Origin of the sequence: Oscillibacter valericigenes, from assembly GCF_021531915.1 — a bacterium.
GTDB classification, from domain to species: Bacteria; Bacillota; Clostridia; order Oscillospirales; family Oscillospiraceae; genus Oscillibacter; species Oscillibacter valericigenes_A.
The window spans coordinates 15,438-37,334 of sequence record NZ_JAFBIV010000020.1; the positions used below are offsets into that span (position 1 = coordinate 15,438).

The 21,897-nt window shown below is 55.1% G+C and carries 27 protein-coding genes; 7 read left to right on the forward strand and 20 right to left on the reverse strand.

The features are described from left to right. Positions 1–164: 164 nt before the first annotated feature. Positions 165–356, reverse strand: coding sequence for a DUF951 domain-containing protein (locus JQM66_RS10795; RefSeq protein WP_235229885.1), 192 nt, complete (start codon positions 354–356; stop codon positions 165–167). 96 nt (positions 357–452) lie between these two features. On the opposite strand from JQM66_RS10795, the gene JQM66_RS10800 reads away from it, so the two are divergent. Next, entirely contained in the window at positions 453–1,385 is a 933-nt protein-coding gene (locus tag JQM66_RS10800) for a S1 RNA-binding domain-containing protein (protein WP_235229886.1), read from the forward strand. A 10-nt stretch (positions 1,386–1,395) separates the two neighbouring features. Here the strand turns inward: JQM66_RS10800 and JQM66_RS10805 are convergent, their stop codons facing one another. Beyond that, positions 1,396–2,664: a replication-associated recombination protein A gene (locus JQM66_RS10805; RefSeq protein ID WP_235229887.1), complete on the reverse strand. Its 1,269-nt coding sequence runs from the start codon at positions 2,662–2,664 to the stop codon at positions 1,396–1,398. Between the two features lie 123 nt (positions 2,665–2,787). On the opposite strand from JQM66_RS10805, the gene nth reads away from it, so the two are divergent. The 4 genes from nth (at position 2,788) to JQM66_RS10825 (ending at position 4,611) form a co-directional block, all read left to right on the forward strand. Then, positions 2,788–3,438 carry an endonuclease III gene (nth, locus tag JQM66_RS10810; RefSeq protein WP_235229888.1) on the forward strand — a complete coding sequence of 217 codons (651 nt, stop codon included), beginning with the start codon at positions 2,788–2,790 and terminating at the stop codon, positions 3,436–3,438. 90 nt (positions 3,439–3,528) lie between these two features. Further along, on the forward strand, positions 3,529–3,786 hold the full coding sequence (locus tag JQM66_RS10815; protein ID WP_235229889.1) for a hypothetical protein: 258 nt from the start codon (positions 3,529–3,531) through the stop codon (positions 3,784–3,786). A 24-nt stretch (positions 3,787–3,810) separates the two neighbouring features. Continuing rightward, on the forward strand, positions 3,811–4,248 hold the full coding sequence (locus JQM66_RS10820; protein WP_235229890.1) for a hypothetical protein: 438 nt from the start codon (positions 3,811–3,813) through the stop codon (positions 4,246–4,248). A gap of 3 nt (positions 4,249–4,251) precedes the next feature. Then, positions 4,252–4,611 (forward strand): hypothetical protein, encoded by a 360-nt coding sequence (locus JQM66_RS10825; protein WP_235229891.1) that lies wholly within the window; start codon positions 4,252–4,254, stop codon positions 4,609–4,611. 37 nt (positions 4,612–4,648) lie between these two features. Here the strand turns inward: JQM66_RS10825 and JQM66_RS10830 are convergent, their stop codons facing one another. The 7 genes from JQM66_RS10830 to JQM66_RS10860 all read right to left on the reverse strand — a co-directional run bounded on the left by JQM66_RS10830 (position 4,649) and on the right by JQM66_RS10860 (position 11,712). After that, positions 4,649–5,386, reverse strand: a complete 738-nt coding sequence (locus tag JQM66_RS10830; protein WP_235229892.1) for a hypothetical protein — start codon at positions 5,384–5,386, stop codon at positions 4,649–4,651. A 28-nt stretch (positions 5,387–5,414) separates the two neighbouring features. Then, entirely contained in the window at positions 5,415–6,560 is a 1,146-nt protein-coding gene (gene wecB, locus JQM66_RS10835) for a non-hydrolyzing UDP-N-acetylglucosamine 2-epimerase (RefSeq protein WP_235229893.1), read from the reverse strand. After that, the gene (locus JQM66_RS10840) at positions 6,561–7,682 is read right to left on the reverse strand and encodes an MraY family glycosyltransferase (RefSeq protein ID WP_235229894.1); all 1,122 of its coding nucleotides are present in this window, start codon (positions 7,680–7,682) and stop codon (positions 6,561–6,563) included. Between the two features lie 12 nt (positions 7,683–7,694). Next, on the reverse strand, positions 7,695–8,696 hold the full coding sequence (gene trpS / locus JQM66_RS10845) for a tryptophan--tRNA ligase (RefSeq protein WP_235229895.1): 1,002 nt from the start codon (positions 8,694–8,696) through the stop codon (positions 7,695–7,697). 102 nt (positions 8,697–8,798) lie between these two features. Beyond that, the gene (locus tag JQM66_RS10850; protein WP_235229896.1) at positions 8,799–9,203 is read right to left on the reverse strand and encodes a GtrA family protein; all 405 of its coding nucleotides are present in this window, start codon (positions 9,201–9,203) and stop codon (positions 8,799–8,801) included. Beyond that, positions 9,184–10,146, reverse strand: coding sequence for a glycosyltransferase family 2 protein (locus JQM66_RS10855; protein ID WP_235229897.1), 963 nt, complete (start codon positions 10,144–10,146; stop codon positions 9,184–9,186). The genes JQM66_RS10850 and JQM66_RS10855 overlap by 20 nt, the downstream gene beginning before the upstream one ends. A gap of 24 nt (positions 10,147–10,170) precedes the next feature. Further along, complete coding sequence (locus tag JQM66_RS10860) at positions 10,171–11,712, reverse strand: glucosyltransferase domain-containing protein (protein ID WP_235229898.1); 1,542 nt, start codon at positions 11,710–11,712, stop codon at positions 10,171–10,173. Positions 11,713–11,871: 159 nt separating this feature from the next. Here JQM66_RS10860 and gltX point away from each other — a divergent pair, with 159 nt between their 5' ends. Continuing rightward, entirely contained in the window at positions 11,872–13,362 is a 1,491-nt protein-coding gene (gene gltX / locus JQM66_RS10865) for a glutamate--tRNA ligase (RefSeq protein ID WP_235229899.1), read from the forward strand. 23 nt (positions 13,363–13,385) lie between these two features. After that, positions 13,386–14,393, forward strand: coding sequence for an aspartate--ammonia ligase (gene asnA / locus JQM66_RS10870; RefSeq protein WP_235229900.1), 1,008 nt, complete (start codon positions 13,386–13,388; stop codon positions 14,391–14,393). A 57-nt stretch (positions 14,394–14,450) separates the two neighbouring features. On the opposite strand, the gene JQM66_RS10875 is transcribed toward asnA, so the two are convergent. The 11 genes from JQM66_RS10875 to JQM66_RS10925 all read right to left on the reverse strand — a co-directional run bounded on the left by JQM66_RS10875 (position 14,451) and on the right by JQM66_RS10925 (position 21,818). Continuing rightward, complete coding sequence (locus JQM66_RS10875) at positions 14,451–15,620, reverse strand: macrolide family glycosyltransferase (RefSeq protein WP_235229901.1); 1,170 nt, start codon at positions 15,618–15,620, stop codon at positions 14,451–14,453. Then, positions 15,617–15,829 (reverse strand): AbrB/MazE/SpoVT family DNA-binding domain-containing protein, encoded by a 213-nt coding sequence (locus JQM66_RS10880; protein ID WP_235229902.1) that lies wholly within the window; start codon positions 15,827–15,829, stop codon positions 15,617–15,619. Before JQM66_RS10880 ends, JQM66_RS10875 begins: the two co-directional genes overlap by 4 nt. A 753-nt stretch (positions 15,830–16,582) precedes the next feature. Next, positions 16,583–16,801 (reverse strand): hypothetical protein, encoded by a 219-nt coding sequence (locus JQM66_RS10885; protein WP_235229903.1) that lies wholly within the window; start codon positions 16,799–16,801, stop codon positions 16,583–16,585. 150 nt (positions 16,802–16,951) lie between these two features. Next, positions 16,952–18,268 (reverse strand): IS1595 family transposase, encoded by a 1,317-nt coding sequence (locus tag JQM66_RS10890; RefSeq protein ID WP_235229904.1) that lies wholly within the window; start codon positions 18,266–18,268, stop codon positions 16,952–16,954. Between the two features lie 245 nt (positions 18,269–18,513). Continuing rightward, positions 18,514–18,873, reverse strand: a complete 360-nt coding sequence (locus tag JQM66_RS10895) for a hypothetical protein (protein WP_235223302.1) — start codon at positions 18,871–18,873, stop codon at positions 18,514–18,516. Between the two features lie 135 nt (positions 18,874–19,008). Beyond that, entirely contained in the window at positions 19,009–19,719 is a 711-nt protein-coding gene (locus tag JQM66_RS10900; RefSeq protein ID WP_235229905.1) for a hypothetical protein, read from the reverse strand. 169 nt (positions 19,720–19,888) lie between these two features. After that, positions 19,889–20,038, reverse strand: coding sequence for a hypothetical protein (locus JQM66_RS10905; protein WP_235223300.1), 150 nt, complete (start codon positions 20,036–20,038; stop codon positions 19,889–19,891). Between the two features lie 22 nt (positions 20,039–20,060). Continuing rightward, positions 20,061–20,195 (reverse strand): RHS repeat domain-containing protein, encoded by a 135-nt coding sequence (locus JQM66_RS10910; RefSeq protein ID WP_235223299.1) that lies wholly within the window; start codon positions 20,193–20,195, stop codon positions 20,061–20,063. A gap of 105 nt (positions 20,196–20,300) precedes the next feature. After that, entirely contained in the window at positions 20,301–20,696 is a 396-nt protein-coding gene (locus JQM66_RS10915; protein ID WP_235223298.1) for a hypothetical protein, read from the reverse strand. A gap of 365 nt (positions 20,697–21,061) precedes the next feature. Further along, positions 21,062–21,415 carry a hypothetical protein gene (locus tag JQM66_RS10920; protein WP_235229906.1) on the reverse strand — a complete coding sequence of 118 codons (354 nt, stop codon included), beginning with the start codon at positions 21,413–21,415 and terminating at the stop codon, positions 21,062–21,064. Between the two features lie 37 nt (positions 21,416–21,452). Then, positions 21,453–21,818, reverse strand: a complete 366-nt coding sequence (locus JQM66_RS10925; protein WP_235229907.1) for a hypothetical protein — start codon at positions 21,816–21,818, stop codon at positions 21,453–21,455. Between the last annotated feature and the right edge of the window lie 79 nt (positions 21,819–21,897).

Here is a 21,897-nt window from a genome sequence, read left to right on the forward strand (position 1 = left end):
TCCCGGAAAAGCCGTCGCAAAAGGGCACAGAAAAAAGCCGGACAAACCGTCCGGCTCTTTTTATCATGCTGGTTCTCAGACGTAAGGCACGATCATAGAGGCTACCAGCGCCACGATCATGACCACTACCAGAGCCAATGCGATGGCCCGCGTCACTTTTTTGTTCATTTCGATTCCTCCCCTGTCAGGATTTTCCGGATGCTCTTTTCCGCCTTGCTGCGGGGCAGCATCAGCTCATGACCGCATCCCAGGCACTTCAGCTTGATATCCATGCCAACGCGCAAAATTTCCCACTGGGTACTGCCGCAGGGATGCGCTTTTTTTAACTCGACCTTATCGTGCAGATGCAGGTCCATATTACCCCTCCTGTCAATCCATGCCCTTCCGGCGCATATAGTACGTTACCAAACAAATTATAAAGCCGCCTGCGCGGCAGATAGGATGCGATGTCGATGCCGGAAAACAAAACGTTCCCGCCGGAGGGCCTGCGCCCCCCTGCTGTTCACACCCTGCAATCACTGAAAAGCGCTGTGGAAAGCGGTGAGATCCTGGAAGCTGTGGCCCTGCGCTGTGATGTGAACCACACGCTTCACTTCTCTCTGAACGGCATCCGTGCCGTGATGCAGCGTGAGGAGATCAATGCCCCCTGGATTAGCGGTTCTGACCGGGATATTGCCATATTGTCAAGGGTTGGCAAGCCAACTTGCTTTACAGTCCAGGAAATCCTTACCGATGAAAAAGGCGCTCCGGTGGCCCGTCTCAGCCGCCGTGCGGCCCAGGAGAAGGCCATGGAGTATTTTCTGCAGTGCCTGCGCCCCGGTTCTGTCCTCGCCTGCCGGGCGACCCGGCTGGAATCCTTCGGCGTCTTTCTGGACATAGGCTGCGGTATTGTCGCCATGCTGCCCATCGAACACATTTCCGTCTCCCGCATCTCCCATACGAAAGAGCGGTTCCGGGCTGGCCAGAAAATTCTGGCTGTGGTTCTGTCCATCGACCCGGAGCGACGCCGATTCACCATGACCCACCGGGAACTGCTGGGCACCTGGATGGAGAACGCCAGCTGGTTCCGTCCCGGCGAAACCGTTCCGGGAGTGGTCCGCAGCGTCCAGCCCTACGGCAGCTTCATCGAACTGACTCCCAACCTCTCCGGTCTGGCGGATACCCGGGAGGATCTGACGACCGGTGACCGGGTCTCGGTCTTCATCAAGAGCATCCGCCCGGAGCGGATGAAGATCAAGCTCCAAGTCATCGAAAAGCTCCCGCCGGACAGCACGCTGCCGGATCTGAAATACCAGATCACCGACGGTGTCCTGGACCGCTGGGTCTATTCACCGCCCAATTATGAAAAGGCACCGGTGGAAACGGTGTTTTTGCAAGACGGCTGACCGGGCAATCTCACAGCTCCCGACCTTTAATCTTCTCCCAGTATGCCTTGGCGGCCTGCTCCGTCTTGTTGTCGCCCCATTCATAATAGCGGGCGTTTTTCAGCACGTCCGGCAAATACTGCTGCTCCACCCAGCGGTTGGGGAAATCGTGGGGATACAGGTAGTGCTGTTGGTTGTCAAAGCCGGTGGTATCGGCGTGGACATTCTGCAAGCACCGGGGGATATCGCCGCTCTTTCCCTTTTTCAGGTCCGACATAGCGGCAATGATGGCGTTGTGGGCGGTATTGGACTTGGGAGCCGTGGCCAGCAGGATGGCGGCCTCCGCCAGGGGCAGCCGGGCCTCCGGCAGCCCCACCTGCAGAGCCGCGTCCACGCAGGCCTTGGTTACCACAATGGCCTGGGGGTATGCCAGTCCCACGTCCTCGGCGGCGATCACCAGCAGCCGTCGGCAGGGAGACAACAGGTCTCCCGCCTCCAGCAGGCGGCCCAGGTAATGGACCGCCGCATCCGGGTCGCTGCCCCGGATGGACTTCTGCAAAGCGGACAGGATGTCGTAGTGCGCGTCGCCGTCCCGGTCATAGCGCATGGCGCTGCGCTGGGACACCTGGACCGCATCCTCTACGGTCAGATGCAGTTCGCCCTTTTTCACCTCCGCCGCCTGGCAGAGGAGCTCCACGGCGTTAATGGCCTTCCGCACATCGCCGCCGCAGGCGGTGGCAATGTGAAGCGGCACATCCGCATCCCAGCTGAGGGGCAGCTCACTGCGCGCCTGTTCGATTTTCAGCGCCCGCAGGACCGCAGGCTCCGCCTCCCGGGCTGTGACAGCCTTGAACTCAAAGACGGTGCTGCGGGACAGCAAAGCACTGTATACGTAGAAATACGGGTTCTCCGTGGTAGAAGCGATCAGGGTCAGCTTTCCGTTCTCCATGAACTCCAGCAAACTCTGCTGCTGCTTTTTGTTGAAATACTGGATCTCGTCCAGATACAGCAAAATGCCACCCGGCGCCAGCAAAGTCCCCACATCAGCAATAATGTCTTTGATATCCTGCAGGGACGCCGTGGTGGCGTTGAGCCGGTACAGGGTCTTGTTGGTCTTTTCGGCGATGATGTTGGCCACCGTGGTCTTTCCGGTGCCGGAGGGGCCATAAAACACCATGTTGGCGTCGGCGCCCTTCTCGATCAGACGGCGGAGCACCGCGCCGGGAGCCAGCAGGTGCCGCTGTCCCACCACCTCATCCAGGGTCCTGGGCCGTATCTCGTCCGCTAAAGGCCGCTTCATGGCGCGCCTCCCTTCTGTCATATCTGACTTGATATTGTACCACAGTGCGGCTGTAATTACCACGGTTTTTTCACTGGCCTTTTGCCGAAAGTTGTGGTATCCTGTGGGCAAGAGGTGATCGATATGAAATCCAAAGCCGCCCTGAAGCGGATCATCGAGATGTTGAAGGAGCTCTATCCCGACGGGCTCTGTTCCCTGCAATATGAAAAAGACTATGAGCTGCTGTTTGCGGTGCGGCTTTCCGCCCAGTGCACCGACGAGCGGGTCAACAAGGTGACCCCCGCCCTCTTTGCCCGCTTCCCGACCCTGGAGAGCTTCGCGGAGGCGGACCCCAAAGAAGTGGGCGAATACATTCACTCCTGCGGCTTCTTCAACGGCAAGGCCAGGGACCTGGTGGCCTGCGCCCAGCAGATTCTGGAGAAACACGGCGGAAAGGTCCCCGGGACCATGGAGGAGCTGACCGCCCTCCCCGGCGTGGGCCGCAAGACCGCCAACCTGATTTTGGGGGACGTGTACGGCCAGCCCGCCTACGTCTGCGACACCCACTGCATCCGCATCACCGGACGGCTGGGGATCACGGATGGCTCCAAGGACCCCGTCCAGGTGGAGCGCCAACTGCGGGAGGTTCTGCCGCCCAAGGAATCCAACAACTTTTGCCACCGGATGGTGCTGTTCGGCCGGGATACCTGCACCGCCCGCAGTCCCAAGTGCGAAGGCTGCCCCCTGGCTGCCGACTGTGACACTGCCAAAGCCGCCCGGAAAGCCAAAAAATAAGATCTGCCTCGTGCCTGCGCCATTTGCGCAGGCACTTTTTTTCTTCTCACTTCATATACTGGTCCAGAACCGTGAGAACAAGGAGGCATTATGGACGATATGACGGCACGGCTGGCCCAACAGCTGAAAAACAACCCCGCAATGCTGCGCTCCCTGATGCAGTCCCGGGACGGACAGATGCTCATGCAGATGCTGACCCAGGGAGACCGGGGCGCCGGTCTGCAGCGGGCGGCCCAGGAGGCCGCCAAAGGGAACCCTGCGGAAATGGCATCCATGATCCAGCGCATCATGCAGAGCCCGGAGGGCGCGGCCTTGGTGGACCGCATCAACAAGGCTGTTCAGAAATAAGGAAGGGAAAGGCGGTAGGCACGGATGGCGGAATTCGACGAAAAACTCAACAGTATTCTGTCCAATCCGGACGCTATGGCCCAGATCATGCAGCTGGCGCAGTCCCTCTCCGGAGACAGCCAGGGGACGGCATCTCCCCAACCGCCACCAGCATCTGCTCCTCCGCAGCAGCCGGCATCTGCCCCGCCTGTACAGCCCTTTTCCCGGCCTCCGGCACCACCGCCACAGGGAGGAGCGGACCTACTGTCTTCCTTGACAGGCGGCATGGATCCCACTCTGCTGATGAAGCTGATGCCCCTCGTCCAGGAGCTGGGGAGTCAGAACGACTCCAACACCCGCCAGTTGCTCTATGCGCTGCGGCCCTATCTGAAGCCGGAGCGGCAGGAAAAGGTGGAGCGCGCTCTGCAGCTGGCCCGCCTGTTCCATCTGGGGAAGAAATTCCTGTCGGAGTGGGGAGGCTGAGCCATGTATAACCGGTACATTCGCAACGACAACGGCGTCTATACCCGTATCCCCCAGGAGGAGCGGCAGCAACAACCGCAGCAGCCGCCACAGCAGCAATCACCGCGGCAGCCCCCTCCCCCGGGACCTCCGCCGCCCCAGACAGGCGGTCAGCAGCGTCCTCCTCCGCCACCCCCTCCGTCAGGTGGAAACAGCTGCCGCTCAGATGGACTTACCGGTTTTCTCCGGCACTTTCTGGACCAGCTGCATCTGGACCATGTGGATACAGGGGACCTGATCCTGCTGGTCCTGCTGTTCTTCCTGTTCCGGGAAGACGCCGATGAGGAGTTGCTGGTGGCCCTGGGGCTGCTGCTGATCTTATGAAATAAGGACGGAGCTTTCGCTCCGTCCTTTTTTGCTGTTAAAATAAACTGGTGCCGTCCGGCAAGGTGAATTCCGTGGCCGCTGGCTCTGTCTGATCCACGGTCAGTGCCTCCATCCGGTAGACCCGCTCACCATCCATCAGCTTTTCCGCCGCCACCAGCAGTCCGGTATCCACGCTGACCCAATAACACAGTTGACTGTTCTCCTCCGATGCTTCTACATAAATGCACCGGATATCGGACAAGACCCGATAATCTGCTGTGGAAATTGCCTCCACAGGCAGGTCCAGGATGTCCTCGTAGGTAGGAATACACTGCTCGTTGTCCGCTGAGACCCCCCCCACCGTGGAGTGATAGATCGCGGTCTCGTTGTTGTACCAGACGCAGGTCTCCTCCGGCCCGATGATACTGTGACGCACCCGGCCGTCCGGCATGGTCCGGTCCATACGGGTCCAGCCGCCGCTGACAGTCACTGTGGTCTCATAGGAACCGCTTCCGGTGCTCCAGAACTGCTCCACCGTGACCGTCCGCCGGTAGGCCTCCGGCCGGGACAAGGTGGCAATGGCGGACTGCACGGTCGCCGGCGCGATCTCCACTACTGTCAGGGCATCTCCGTCAGTGCCGGGCTCCTCCGCGATCTGGTCAGATGCGGCTGTGGTATCCGGCAAAACGATGTGCTCCGGGCGGTGCAGGGTATTCATCAGCATGATGACCACCACGATCACGGTACCTACAATAAAGCTCCAGGTGATCCAGTTGAGATTCCGCTTGTCCACGCCTGCCCTCCTCCCGTTTTTTCATCGTTCAGGTCTGATAATCCTCCGGCTTTTCTCCTCTGCCGAAGTGCCAGAGGATGGCGTCGGCGATCCGGCGGCAGGCATTGCCGTCACCGTAGGGGTTCACCGCGTGGGCCATTCTGGCGTAGGCGTCCTTGTCCCGGATCAGGCGGTGTGCCATGGTGACGATGTCATCCTGGACCACACCGGCCAGCTTCACGGTACCGGCGGCTACAGCCTCGGGCCGCTCCGTCTCCCGGCGCAGCACCAGGACAGGCTTGCCCAGGGCGGGAGCCTCCTCCTGCAGGCCGCCGGAGTCCGTCATGACCATGTAGCAGCGGGCCATGAGATTGTGCATCTCGTCCGCCGGCAGCGGGTCGATCAGGTGGACCCGGGGCGCGCCACGCAAGTACTTGTCCACCGCCTCCCGGACCACCGGACTCAGGTGAACGGGATACACCAGCTCCACATCACGGTTCTCCTCGGCGATCTGCCGCAGGGCCAGCATGATGTGCTTCATGGGTTCGCCGTAGTTCTCCCGCCGGTGGCAGGTCACCAGGATGATCTTCTTCTCCCCGTAGGGCAGGTGGTTCAGTTCCTCCGTGGTGAAGTGATAGTCCTCCCGGACGGTGGTCTTCAGTGCGTCGATGACCGTGTTGCCGGTGATGAAGAGCCCATTGGTGATGTTCTCTTTCAGAAGGTTGTTTTTGTTGTTGACCGTGGGACAGAAGTACAGGTCCGCAATGGAGGAGACCAGCTTCCGGTTCATCTCCTCTGGAAAGGGAGAATACTTGTCATAGGTTCTGAGTCCTGCCTCTACGTGGCCCACGGGCACCTGATGGTAAAAGGCTGCCAAGGCACCGGCAAAGGTGGTGGAGGTATCTCCATGGACCAGGATCATGTCCGGTTTCAGCGTCTCAATGGCCTCGTCCATGCCCAGCAGGCACTTGCTGGTAATGGTGGATAGGGTCTGACGAGGCGTCATGATGTCCAGGTCCCAGTCGGGCCTGACATCAAAAACCTCCAGCACGCTGTCCAGCATCTGGCGGTGCTGGGCAGTGACACAGCAGAGGCTCTCCACCTCCTCCCGGGCGGCCAGCTCCTTCACCAGGGGGCACATCTTGATGGCCTCCGGCCGGGTGCCGAACACGCTCATGATACGCAGCTTGTCCATTTAACCTTCCTCGTCTTTCTTCTCTTCCTGGTGGTGTCCGTGCTCCTTCAGTTCCTCCAGTTCCTCGTGCAGTTCCTCCCGCACTTCCTTGGGGAACACCACGCGGGCGGCCACCACACCCACGATACACAGCGTCAGAAACAGCAGCATGGCCTTCTGCTCGCCGCCAGTGGTCAGCACCACGGCGGACAGACCCAAGATGGCAGAGATCACATACAGCGTGGCCACCGCCTGCTTCTGGTTCAGGCCCATATCAATGAGCCGGTGATGGATGTGGCTCCGGTCGGCATGCATAGGGCTCTGACCGTGGGCAATGCGGCGGATAAAGGCGAAGGCCGTGTCGAAGATGGGCAGCCCCAGGATCAGGAAGGGCACCACAAAGGACACCACCGCGTAATACTTGAACAGGCCCTGGATGGACATGGTGGCCAGGATGAAGCCCAGGAAGGTTGCGCCGGTATCCCCCATGAACATCTTGGCGGGGTTCATGTTATAGGGCATGAACCCCACGCAGGCGCCCACCAGGGCCGCCAGAACGATGGAGACCTGGGTCTGTCCCCCCACCAGGGCAATGACCAGCATGGTGGTGGCGGAGATGGCGGAGACGCCGTTGGCCAGGCCGTCCAGGCCGTCGATCAGGTTCACCGCATTGGTGATGGCCACGATCCACAGCACCGTAAAGGGCACGGACAGGCCGCCCAGCACCCAATACAAACTCTGGGAAAAAATATTAGGATTGGAAAAGGCCAGGATCTGCACGCCATTCAGGGCGGGGATCAGGGCCGCCGCGATCTGGATCACGAATTTCAGCATAGCCGGCAGGGCCATGATGTCATCCACCACACCCAGCACCACGATGATGACCGCACCCAGCAGGATGCTCTTCATCTCGGTGTTGATCTCCGCGAACAGCAGGATACTGACCATGAAGCCAATGAAAATGGCAAGGCCGCCCAGGCGCGGAATGGGCACCTTGTGCATCCGGCGGTTGTCCTTGGGCACGTCGATGGCGCCCACCTTGTAGGCGAAGGTCTTGACCACCGGCGTCATCAGGAAGCTGACCACCAGGGCCACCAGCAGCGCCAGCACCACATAGGCCACCAGCCGATTTTCGATCAACATGTCATTCCTCCATCAGCGGGCGGCAAAGCCGACCTTTCTCTGGACCTTGGAGAGGGTCTTGTTTGCCAGGTACTGGGCCCGCTGGGCGCCATCCCGGTAAATGCTCTCCAGATAGGCCTTGTCGGCCGTCAGGCGCTCGGACTCCTCCCGGATGGGACGCAGCAGCTCCACCACAGCGTCGGCCACAGCGGGCTTGAACACACCGTAGCCCTGACCGGCAAACTCCGCCTCGGCCTCTTCCATGGCCTTTCCGGTGGCGGCGCAGTAAATGGTCAGCAGGTTGGAGACACCGGGCTTGTTCTCCTTGTCAAAACGAACAGCAGTCTCGCTGTCGGTGACGGCCCGCTTGAACTTCCGCTGAATTTCCTCGGGCTTATCCAGCAGATAGACGCAGCCATCGGGGTCGGACTTGCTCATCTTGTTGTCCGGATTGCCCAGGCTCATGATGCGGGCGCCCATCTTGGGGATAAAGGCCTCCGGCAGGACAAAGGTATTGCTGTAAACGCCGTTGAACCGCTGGGCGATGTCCCGGGTCAGCTCCACGTGCTGCCGCTGGTCCTCGCCCACCGGCACCAGGTCCGCCTGATACAGCAGGATGTCCGCCGCCATCAGCACGGGATAAGTGAATAGGCCGGCGGTGATGTTGTCAGCGTGCTGCTGGGACTTCTGCTTGAACTGGGTCATGCGGCTCAGCTCACCGAACTGGGTATAGCATCCCAGAATCCAGCTCAGTTCCGCGTGCTGAGGCACATGGCTCTGGATGAACATGATGTTCTTCTGAGGGTCCAGGCCGCAGGCGATATACTGGGCCAGCTGGGCCACGGAACGGCGGCGCAGCTCCGCGGGGTCCTGCCGGACGGTGATGGCGTGCATATCCACGATGCAATAGATACAGTCGTATTCATCCTGGAGAGCCACCCAGTTCTTGATGGCGCCCATATAAGAGCCCAGGGTCAGCTCGCCGCTGGGCTGAATACCGCTGAAAATTCTCTTTTTCTTTTCCTGATTTTCCATGAGAAACACCTCGACATTCTCTGCCGCCGGGCCACTTTTGACCCGGCGGAAATTTAATTTTGTATTATAGCAGTTTTCTGTGGATCCTGCAATCTTTTTTCCTTACTTCCGAAAGGCAAAAAATCGCTGGCCCAGGTAATTGAGAGCCGTGTACAGGCACATACCCACCAGCATGGCGGCGTTTTCCTGCAGCCACTGGCTCCGGCCCTCCAGCAGATGCATGACCAGGGGCTTTGCCAGCCCGTAGGCCAGCAGCCAGCAGACCGTCACATTCAGGGCAAACCGGACCACCTGCTGCCAGGACCACTCCTTCTTCCGGAAGGTGAAATACTTGTTGAGGAAAAAGCTGACGATGCCCCCCAGCAGGTAATTGGCGGCGGAGGACACCCAGTAAGAGCAGTGGGCCCAGTTGTACAGCAGGAACATGGTGCCGCAGCCCACCAGGGTGTTGATAATCCCTACCAGCAGGAACCGGGGCACCGTCCCGTCAATCAGTTTTCGTTCCATCAGGGTTCTCCTTGTCGGTCTCCGCCAGGATATAGATGGGGCGGTGCTTGGTCTCCAGATAGGTCTTGGCCAGGTACTGGCCCAGAATGCCCATGCACAGCAGCTGGATGCCGCCCATGAACATGACCATGCAGGCCAGGGACGGCCAGCCGCTGACCGGGTCTCCGAACAGCAGCGTCTTGACGATGATATAGACCACCATTAAAAAGGAGACAACGCACAGCAGGATGCCCAGCACCGACGCGATGGCCAGGGGGACCGTGGAAAAGCCCACAATGCCCTGGAGAGAGTACAGCAGCAGCTTCCAGAAGGACCACTTGGTCTCCCCTGCCACCCGCTCCACATTCTCATAGGGCAGCCATTTCGTACGGAAGCCCACCCAGCCGAAGATGCCCTTGGAGAAGCGGTTGTACTCCCCCATGGAGACGATGGCGTCCACCATCTGGCGGGTCATCATGCGGAAGTCGCAGGCGCCGTCCACGATCTCCGTGTCGGAGATTCGATTGATCAGCTTGTAGAAGCAGCGGGCGAAGAAGCTGCGGATGGGGGGCTCCCCCTTCCGGCTCTCCCGCCGGGCCGCCACGCATTCATACTCTCCGCTCTGCAATCCCTCGTACATCTCCGGCAGCATAGCAGGCGGATGCTGGAGGTCGGCGTCCATGATGACCACATAGTCGCCCCTGGCCTCCCGGAGACCGGCGTACATGGCGGCCTCCTTGCCGAAATTCCGGGAAAAGGACAGATACCGCACATTGGGCATCTCTTTGGCAAACCGCCGCAGAACGGACAACGTCCCGTCTTTGGAGCCGTCATTGACAAACAGCAGCTCAAAGCCGCAGCCGTAGGCGGCAGACATCTCCGCCTCCGTCTTTTGGATGGCCTCCAGGAAATACGGCAGAGCCGCCTCTTCGTTATAACAGGGTACGATGATGGTGACCAGCATCCCCTTTACCTCTCTTTCTTGACCTCAGGACAGCTTCACCACCACGGTTCCGTCCACCATGCAGATGCCGTCCGCGTCCGGGAAGGCAGGCATGGCCTGCACCTCCGGCAACTGGGAGAAATCCGTCTCCGTATCCCACACCAGGGGGTAATTGAGATAGTCCGTCAGGTAGCGGCCCAGATTGTAAGTGGCGGAGTAGTCACTCCACAGACCCACCGTCCTGTCCAGTGCCTGGAATTCATCCCGGCCCCGATTCAGATAGTCGTTCCGGTCCAGCCGCCCCACAAAGGCCACCGGCGTCTCACCGGGCACGTAGCCCTCCAGCAGCTCGATCCGGTCGATGATGCGGGCGGAGAGGGCCATAGTAGCCGTCTTGTCCAGTTCCTTTTTCAGATAGACCTGATTGGCATACACCACATGCTGCCACAAGACGCAGCACAGCAGCACCGCCGCCACGGCCCGCAGGGGTGCTCCCTGCCGCTCCTCCCGTTCCCGGCACAGCAGCGGCAGCAGGTACAGCAGTTCACCCGCGAAGGTCATCAGCTGGGTGGCGCTGCCCGCCAGCAGAATGGCGGCGGAGTTGAAGGCCGTGGGAAGCAGGCACACCAGCACCAGCAGCAGCACCTTATTTCCGATGTGCAGCTGCTTGTCCGTCAGGATCCGGAACAGATACCAGCCCAGCAGCGCCAGAAGCAGTACATGGACCACCGGCATCCACCAGCCCAGCACACCGCCGGCGTCAAAAAGGCCTTTCAAATAGTCCATATTGGCGTCCCGCACCAGCCCCATCAGCTTTCCCAGACCACCGCCGGCCAGCAGGGATTCCTCCACCCGCCGCTTGGCCACGCCGGTCACAGAGCAAACCAGGGTCCAGACACCGTAATAGGCCACGAAACCCGCGGCCAGCAGTGCCAGATACCGTACGCCCGTCAGGACCGCCCGGGAAAGATTCTCATTCTCCCGCAGCCGTACCATCACCAGCAGCAGGCACAGGGACGCCGCCACGGTGAAATAGGCCTGATACACCGCCAGAGACGCCACCAGCGCCCCCAGCCCCGGCAGAAGCCACCAATGCCCTCGGTGAAAGCACCATACCGCCGCCACCGCCAGAAACAAGGCGAAGGCGTACTCATCCATGCAGTAGACGTAGGTGGCCCCCGTCAGGGTCAGGGCCAGATTGGTGCACAAAAGGCCGCAGGTCAGCAGAATACTGCCGGTGGTGCGGATTCTGAATATCTGGATCACCAGCCAGGCAGTCAGGGACATCCACAGGATGAATAACAGCCCAATGAGCCAGGGCGCAGCTGTATCTCCCTTCAGCAGCTCATACACCGGGATGACGAAGCGTCCGATGCTGGTGTAGAAGGAAAAGCTCCCGGTGGCATAAGTGAAGTAGGAAATGGAGTCGTGGGAGAAGAATTCGTTGGAAAACAAAAAGCCGTGGGCCGCGAAGGAGCACACCGCCGTGGCGCACAGCACCAGCCACGTCGTCCGCTTTCGCTCCGGCGTCCAGTATTCCCGCAGCCATCCATTGACCGGACAGCCTATCCCCCGGCGCAGCTCCATTTCATCACGCTCCCTGCTGCATAATTTCACAGTGTAAGCATAGCACCAGCCCCCGGATTTTTCAACCCCCGGAATGGCCTTCCCGACTTGACAATTCCCGCCGAAACATAGATAATGTAATTTGTTGTATTGTGTAAATTTTTACATGGAGGTACTTTCATGGCACTTGATATGGCTTTTTTTGATGAGATGGAAGCCCGCATCCCCAAGGGGAAGGTCCGGACCCGGTTCGCTCCCTCCCCCACCGGCTACATGCACGTGGGCAACCTGCGCACCGCTCTGTACACCTGGCTGATCGCCCGGCACGCGGACGGCACCTTTATCCTCCGCATTGAGGACACTGATCAGGGCCGTCTGGTGGAAGGTGCTACCGACGTGATCTACCGCACCATGACTGAGTGCGGCCTGACCCACGACGAGGGCCCCGATGTAGGCGGCCCCACCGGCCCCTATATCCAGTCTGAGCGCCGGGACCTGTATCTGCCCTACGCCCAGCTGCTGGTGGAAAAGGGTGCCGCCTACTACTGCTTCTGTGAAAAGACCGAGTCCGAGGAGGACTCCGGTGACTTCGACCGGGCCGATGACCCCTGCCGGAACCTGAGCGCCGAGGAGGTGGCCGCCAATCTGGCCGCCGGCAAGCCCTACGTCATCCGCCAGCGCATCCCCCACGAGGGCACCACCACTTTCCACGACGTCTCCTTCGGCGATATCACCGTGGAGAACAAGACCCTGGACGACCAGGTGCTGCTGAAGCGGGACGGCCTCCCCACCTACAATTTCGCCAACGTGGTGGACGATCACCTCATGGGCATCACCCATGTGGTCCGGGGCAGCGAATACCTCTCCTCCGCCCCCAAGTACAATCTGCTGTATGAGGCCTTCGGCTGGGAGATTCCCACCTACGTCCACTGCTCTCCCGTCATGCGGGACCAGCACAACAAGATGAGCAAGCGCCACGGCGACCCCTCCTACGAGGACCTGAAAGCCCAGGGCTATCTGACAGATGCCATTCTGAACTATGTGGCTCTGCTGGGCTGGGCCCCCAAGGGTGAGCGCAGCGAGCAGGAGATCTTCTCCCTGCCCGAGCTGGTGGAGGCCTTTGACATCGCCGGCATTTCCAAGTCCCCCGCCATCTTTGACATTGAAAAGCTGACCTATTTCAACGCCACGTATCTCCGCGCCCTGGCTCCCGAGGCCTTCGCCAAGGTGGCGGAGCCCTATATCCGCCAGAGCGTAAAGAACCCCGCCATCGACACCGCCGCCATCGCCGCCCTGCTGCAGGCCCGGTGCGAAAAGCTGACGGACATCCCCGAGAAGGTGGATTTCTTTGACACCCTGCCTGAGTACGATGCGGAGTTCTTCACCAACAAGAAGTCCAAGACCAACGCCGAGGTGTCCCTGAAGATGCTGGAGGCCGTGATCCCCGCCCTGGAGGCCATTCCTGACTGGACTGTGGACGCCGTTCACGACACCTTGATTGATCTGGCCGCCTCTCTGGAGGTGAAAAACGCCACCCTGATGTGGCCCGTCCGCATCGCCGTGGCCGGCAAGCTGGTGACCCCCGGCGGCGCCGTGGAGCTGTGCCACATTCTGGGCAAGGAGGAGACCCTCCGCCGTCTGAAGCTCGGTATGGCAAAGCTGCAGGCCTGAATTTTGAAAAAAGGAAGATTCACATGAGCAAACTGTATATTCCCCAGGGCTACACCGCTCCCCTGCCCAACTACGAGCTGCAGCGGGCCATCGCCTTCATCAAGGATTCCTTCCAGACCAACCTGAGCAACGCCCTGAACCTGCGCCGGGTGTCCGCCCCCCTGTTCGTGGACGGCGGCTCCGGCCTCAACGACGACCTGAACGGCGTGGAGCGCCCCGTGGCCTTCGACATCCCCGATGTGGGCGTCAACGGTCAGGTGGTCCACTCCCTGGCCAAGTGGAAGCGCCTGGCCCTGAAGCGTTACGGCTTCCATGAGGGCAAGGGCCTGTACACCGACATGAACGCCATTCGCCGGGACGAGGAAGTGGACAACATCCACTCCATCTACGTGGACCAGTGGGACTGGGAGAAGATCATCTCCCGGGAGGACCGGAACGTCAACTATCTGAAATCCAGTGTCCGGGCTATCGTAGGCGCCGTCTGTGAGACCTCCGAGGCCCTGAATGTGGCCTTCCCCAGCCTGCGGGGCAAGCTGGACCGGGAGGTGTTCTTCATCACCACCCAGGAGCTGGAGGACCTGTATCCCGACCTGACCCCCAGTGAGCGGGAGACAGAGATCTGCCGCCAGCACCACACCGTGTTCCTGATGCAGATCGGCAAGACCCTGAAGTCCGGCAAGAAGCATGACGGCCGCGCGCCTGACTACGATGACTGGGATCTGAACGGCGACATCCTCATGTGGAACCCCGTGCTGGAGCGGAGCTTTGAGATCTCCTCCATGGGCATCCGGGTGGACGAGGAATCCCTGGACCGCCAGCTGACCCTGGCAGGCTGCGATCATCGCCGGGAACTGCCCTTCCACAAGATGCTGCTGAACAGTGAACTGCCCCTGACCATGGGCGGCGGCATTGGCCAGTCCCGGCTGTGCATGCTGATGCTGGGCACCTGCCACATCGGCGAAGTGCAGGCCAGCCTGTGGGATCAGGAGACCATGGACTCCTGCGAAAATGCCGGAATCACGTTGCTGTAAAGGTATAGTACATCACAGAAAAAGGACCTGCTTTCCGTGGAAAGCAGGTCTTTTTTATCAGGTCTTCCGGCAGGAGAGAATGTACTCCGCCGCCCGCTTGGCGCCGCCTGCCTCCCGGAAGCTCCGGGCAATGCGGGCTGTCTGTTCTTTGTAGGAGGGTTCAGCCAGCACCCGCTCCAGGGCCTCCCGGATGTGAGCCGGGTCCTCTGAACGAAGACGCAATCCCATGCCCAGCTCCTCCACGCGGTCCGCCACGGCAGCCTCCTCGCTCTGCTGTGGGTCCAGCACCGTGGGAACACCGTACCAGATGGCCTCGCTGGCGCTGTTCATGCCGCAGTGGGTCAGAAACACATCTGCCTGCCGCAGCACAGCCAGCTGGTCCACCCGCTCCGCCGCCTGAATATGGGGCGGCAAAGTCCCTAACACTTCCAGATTCTCTGCCGTTCCCACGGAGAAAATCGCGTCCACGTCCATGTCCGCCAGCGCTTCCACGCAGTTCATGCAAAACCGCTTGCGGTCATGTATGACCGTCCCCAGGGAGATATACACCAACGGACGGCTCTTGGCCGGTACCGGCTCCTCCCGTTCCGGCAGGGAGGGACCGACAAACGCATAGTGCTCCGAGAAGGTCTCCGCCATAGGCTGAAACTCCCGGGAGGTATAGACAACCGTGTTGGTCTCGTTGTCGTTCTGCAGCAGGTCCGTCACCTTTTCCACCGGGTATCCGTGCTGCCGCAGCAGGGCCATCTTGCGTCCGATCCGGGGCATCCCCAGCAAGGACCGCAGCAATTCCACCGGCTTGGGCTTCATCAACTGGGCGGAGTTCTGGTTAAAGGCGAAGGTAGTGGTGGAGCAGACATAGGGAATGCCCAGCTTTTTGGCGAAGAGCTTTCCCCAGAAGCAGACAGAATCCGAAACCACTACATCCGGCTGGAACTCCTCCAGTTCCCGGCAGACCTTTCCCTCCAGGGTCAGCGTGGTGTCTATCACCATCTCCACCAGGGCCGCGAAATCCCGACCCAACTTTTTGTCCAGGTCCTTGGGCTGCGGCGGCAGGGCCTCATCGCAGCAGATCACCTCCGCACCGGCGGCCTCCAGCTTCTCCCGGAAGGGCTCGAAGGAATAATAACGCACCTGGTGGCCCATGGCCGTCAGCTGCCGGACCACCTCCACCGTGGGATTGGTATGCCCCCAGGCCGGGATGCAGAAAAACACGATCCTGCTCATTTGAGATCCTCCCCTCTGAGCATGGCATCAAACTGTTGGAAGAGCACATCGTCCTTGGTGATGGCAATGCCCTGTTTCACGTCCGCCAACACCAGCAGTGTATCCCCCGGCTTGATGTCAAACAGATCCCGGACGCCCTTGGGGATCACGATCTGGCCCTTCTCCCCCACCCGGGCAATTCCCGCATACTTTCCTTTCGGCTGTTTCATTGGACACCTCTCCTTTTTAAGTATGATTAGTTATACTTTTCATACTTATGATACATCATACATATTCCGCTGTCAAGAAAAAAGACGGTGCTGTCCGGATTTTCCGGACAACACCGTCTTTCATTTCATTTTGCGCAGCGGGACCCTTACGCTTCCAGAGGTGCTTCTCCACCGGAACCGAAAGCCTTCATGGCCCTGTCGTCCTCAGCCCGCTTCTCCTCCAGGCTCTGCTTCAGGATCATGTCCTTCACCTATCTAAAACACTTGTACAAATAAGTACAAATAGCTCAAAAATGACCCTTTTTGGTAGGCGTGTGGTTACAATAAATCTGGTTGAAAGGTGGTTAATCCACCCAAATCCGGGACCGGTTATGTCACCGTTATGTCAGTTCAGTCACCCCTTTTTACATCTTTTCCCAGATTATTTGAGGTCTGACATTTAGCGATTTCCTGTTGGTGACTTAATAATATATCACTTGATTTTTGATGTCAAGTCATTCTATTTTTATCATTTTTCTGAATAATTTTTATGTATTGCCCTCAATTAGTTTGATTACATGGCAATGTGGGTATCCCATAAAACGATATGTGTTTTCATCAACTCTACTTTAGTGGTGTCTCTGTCCGAGATAAGTATTGGTGTGTATAACTGACCTTTTTATTCATTTTTTATGAATGCCCAATGAAAAGGAGCAAGGTGTATCGACCTTGCTCCTCCTATGGGATATACTATTCAGTTCAACTAATTGGAATTTATCGTTTTGCTTTCTTACTATTTGCGACTTTTTCGATATCTTCTTTATCAATCCATTCCTCTGCAAACCCACAATCGCAACAGATATATCTATGCACAATTACATAAGAAGAAAACGATGTCTGCACATAATTTCCTGTACCATATGCCCCATGAAATCCATCAAACCTAACAATATTGGAGGACTGGCATTTTGGACATACTTTATTGTTTTTCATAAAACAATACTCCTTTCTCAAATACAAGTTTGTCTAACTGTTCCTTGTCTATATAGACGAAAAGGACAGCAAAAAGTTCCGAACTATGGCTATATTATAGCATACTTCGGTTTATTTGTCTCATTCCAAAAAACGAAATTTAAACTTTTTTTAGCCTAAAAGCCCTTTCAAGTCAAAGGATATCGGCTTGTCCTTAAACTTGGCAAGCGGTATTTTCTTAGTCTGATTGGATAACAGAGTGATAATATCATAGGCTTGGTCAAGATAGGATTTGTCCTTGTTCTTTTCAATCCAATAGAACAGAGCCAAATAGTAGTCGAGGAACTTGGAACTAACACCGTGATACAGATACATAAAATCACTAATGTTGTGGTGGTAGCCGTTGATATGACCGAGACTGTACCCACCGCTTGTGTGTTTTCCACTTGGGATTTGCTTTAAGGGTATCTTATGCTTGTTGGCTACCGTCTTATATGCTCTGTGGCTATCTGCAACCAAAACAGTATCTTTTGAGAAGTGGGGGACAAGGGCTTGTTCGATATGAGTTGGCTGTATTCTGCCGACACAAACAGTCTGCAAAAAGTGGTTTTTATCCCTGTCCACACAAGACAGACAGCATACTTGCTGATTGCTGATACCTCTCTTTTTCTTCTGCTGTTCGTTCAGAGTTTTTAAGACTTGAATGACTTTTTCTGTATCCATACGGTTTAGGGCATTAGAGAACTTCTCTTGTGACTGCAAATCATCTTTTTCAACAAAGTTCATCAACTCATTTCTATCCAACTTTGCATTTTTGTGGAGGGAATGCAAGAACTCAGTATCAAATCCTTGTTTCTCAACATATTCAAGTTTCTTATCTAACTTTCTATGGGTATATGGCATTCTGCCAAGTGTACCCAAGAAGAACATAGGTTCTTTTATATCCTTGAAAGACAATGGATAGTAATACTCGTCACTCTCTGCCAAACTTCTGAAATCGTCCTGATTGCTGACAAGCTGATGGAGAACAGCACATATCCTATATCTGTTGTGTAATACTGTCTGTTTGTTGATACGGAGATTTTTGGCTATGGTACGGCAACTCTCACCTTGTAAGGTCAACTTGATAAACTCAATCCATTTGCCAATAGACATTTTGGAGCGAAAGGCAACTGTGCCGTTGGTATCTCCGAAAGTGCGGTCACAACCCTTGCACCGATATCTCTGTTTGCCTTTGCTCTTTCCATACTTGACAACCTTGACAGAGCCACAATGAGGGCAGACAACAGTATCCAAATCCTTGTTGTTAGCATAACTTCTACGCTCTCTGCAACATTGGAAAAAGACCCTTTCTTCCTTAGTGAGTTCAGGTCTTGCACTTCTTCTTGTTTGCAAAGTAGCCACTAACTCTTGGATTTGCTCGTCTGTTAAGTCAGCCACAGCGATTTGCTTTTGTATATCATTAAAATTGGAATTGAAATCAGCCATAAAAATGTCCCCCTACAAAAATTGTTTTTGTAGGGGAACATAATTATTTCTGTCAGCAAAAAATCCATTTATGCATAATTTTCTATAAAAATGTATATTTTTTGCTCACCAATATTTATCTCGGACAGAGACTTAGTGGTTTATAAACAGCATCAATGGGATTATCTAAATAGTGATTACTCAGATTATATACATCACAATACAGATATTACATGATAGCCACATGAAAAAGTACAAGCGTCATTCTAACCATAGATATCATAATTTCCAAAATCCGTATACAATCGAATATTGGACGTTATGTTGCCGCTATGCAACAGCGGTGTATAATAATTTGAACTTCTAAAAAGAACACCATCCACTTCTTCTGATGAAATCAGATTCCCATCATTTATATTGTATATTTTGACAAAAAATCTTTCTGCAAATGGATCATATTTTACAATAGATTCGTTTTCATCATTTTGGCAGTATGTTATGGTTGCAAAGGGCGTCTTTGTCAATTTAATAACATCTATAGTGAAAGGAAATTTAGAATCACCATACGAATACACTTCTATATGTTCATAAAAAGGTGATAATTTTACTCCCTTTACTAGTCCCAAACGATCCTCGTCCTCAAAATATTCAACATGCATCACCAAATATAGCATTAAGAAGCTTACAACTCCAACGCATATATAAAGAGTTTTTCGGAAGCGTTTAGAGCATTTTTTATTAAGATTTAGGGACATAGGGTATTAAGAACCGTAATTAGGGGAAGTATCCCTATTCGAAAAATTAAATGCAAAAAACTCCCCTGATGGGTCATTTCCGTAAACAAGCACATCATTTTTGTAATCACAATTTGATTTGATATCAGTCACACTATCTTCCGAAATAGAAAGGAAATCCGCATCTGTATCTGTTTCTACTTGATACGCAATAACCTCGTTTGTCTCACAGTCAATAACTTGAGATGTTCCAACAAGTAGCTTGCATTTCCTCCCATAAGGCCAATCCCCTTCGGTAACAGACAGGAAAAACATACTATAATAAAGGATTGGTGCTCCACCAAACCGCAATCCAACAGCACAGCTTCCGCCCCAAGCCCCTATTCTTGCATAAGAGGGGGAATACATGCCATCTAATACATCTTGATAATTCATGCTCGCAAATGCAATGCGACCTTCCTCTGTCAATTCACTAAATAACTCAGGATTTGTTACACAAATAAAATCCAGCATAGTCGAATCCGAATCATTGTAGATTTCATTTAGTTGCTCAATATTGGGGTAACTCTCTCCAGCATCATTAAGTTCATCCATACTGTTATTTTCTGTAGAACTATCTACATCTACCATGGGAATAGTGCCATAATCATCGCTTTCAATTTCTGCAGCTATAGCAGGAATACATAAAGTAAGACACGCAATTACCGCCAAAATGAGACCCAAAATTCTTTTCTTCATTAGTTATACCTCCTAATAGCAAATGAATTGATAATTTCGCGTTTGGGAAAAATGTGCTCTTTCTTTGTCATCAGCTCTTGTATACTGTGGATTTGGATAGAGTATATTTGCTGGTTGAGATTATTGTAGATGTAGTCGCAGTTGTGGCTGCCGATGCCCGTCTCGTAGGTCAGTTGCCCAGGCTGTCGTAGGTATAGGTGCAGGTGGAATTGCCGTAGTTGTCGTGGGCAGTGATGAGGCGGTTCAGCGCGTCATAGGTATAGAGGGTTTCATTCTTTGCCTGGCCCGTGCCGTTGCCTCGCATGTACTCATAGGTCATGTTGCCGTTGGCGTCATACTTATTAAGTACGCTTCTGGTTTTTGGCGGGTTTCTCGCTGGGATGGGTGTCGTCTACCGCCAGCAGGCGGCCAAGTTTGTCGTAGGTGTAATACTCCACCCAGCCGTTGGGATAGCGCATCTCCGTGACGCGGGCCATGCGTCGTAGGCGTAGGTGGTGACGCCGCTCTGGGCGTCGGTGATAATCATGACCCAGTCCATGGTGTCAAAGCAGAGTGGTGCCGTTTGGGCACCGCTCTGTGTATTATTTTTTATGCTTGTTTTCTCGCCTTAATAATAGAATTGTTAAGATGAGGTGCATAATAACAGCAAGAATGGCTATCCAGCAGGTGGGTCTGAGTCTTTGCATTGTATATTTCAGATTCGGCTTGCCCATTAAATTCATGCGAACCGTGAATTGACTCATAGCAATAATATAGGAAACCACCACTAAAAGATGGGCAACTATGATCCCCCAGTTCTTTTTTAGAAATAACATCACATAATAGAGGGCTATTGCAAAATAGAACTCACCCCTTACCAGGTAAATCCCTCTGCATGGAGGGCGTATTCCTGGACTTCCCACTCTAAACCATTCAAGGAAAACCGGAAGTAATGCCAACAGAAAACTAAAATATAGAATCCTTCTTGATTTCATCATATGCCTTATAATACCTCCTTTATTTTTCTGGGAACTACTAAAATAACCTCCTTTCTTTGTTTGTTATCTCACGTGCAACATAGATCTTTGTAAATACATGGACATCATATTGCACTCAGAGTTAGAGGCTTTAACTACTTCATAAACATCGTCTAGAAAGTCATTGGAATTAAATACTTTTCTTATTTTTCCCAATATGTTGTTGTATTCAGCAAACGTAGCAAGGCCAAATGAATCAATCCAATTAACAGCATCATCCTTAGCATATAGATACTGCACCAACTGCATGGGATCGATAACATACTCACGCAGGTCATACTAGCTGCGGTCAAGGATAGAATCAACAATCACTCGCTGTAACTGGTTCAGGAGATGACCTTGCTGTTGACAGCGGAGGTCAAGTAATCCGTGGTGCCAAGATAATCGCAGTGGTAATAGGCGTGCAACTCGCCGCGGCTATCCAGCAGGGACGCGGAGCCGTTCTCAATGCCCTGGACCACGACAGACAGACGAGCCTTGTCGCTGTACACATAGCGGTAATCCAGGCCGTTCACCTCATGCTCCATCAAGGGCTTGTAGGTCTCGGAGCTGAAGTCCACCACGAACTGCTTGACCACCGTGCTGGTCTTTTTCACATCGCTGCCGGTGGGCTTGTCCTGCGTGCCGTTGCCGTTACCGCTGTTGCCGTTGTTACCGTTGGCCGCGTTGCCGTAGGTCACCAGCGTGGCAGTCAGGGTGTTGGCATCAGCAGAGGTCTCAGTGATACCAGTTTCCGCCGTAGGTGTACTCCACCCGCTTGCCGGCGTGATCCGTGGCAGCGGTCAGCTGATGCAGCAGGTCCAGCTCAAAGGTAGTCGTGCCCAGCCAGTCGGTCATGGAGACCAGATCGCCGGTCTTGTTGTACCTGTAAGAGATTTCCTTGGCATCATTGTAGTTAATCTTTGTTACTAAATCAAGTGCGTTGTAGGTATATTCGGTGGTATATCCGTCGGGATCGGTCTTGGACACCAGATTGCCGTTGCCGTCGTAGGCGTAGGTAGTCACATTGCCCAGAGCGTCCACCTGCTTGGTGGTCAGGCCCCGACCGTCGAACTCGTACAGAGTGACTTCCCACTCGTCCACGTTGTCCGTAAGCGTCAATTCTAACAGCGTATAAAAATCTCCACCTTGGCGCGAATGCGCTGAGGTGGAGATCAATCAT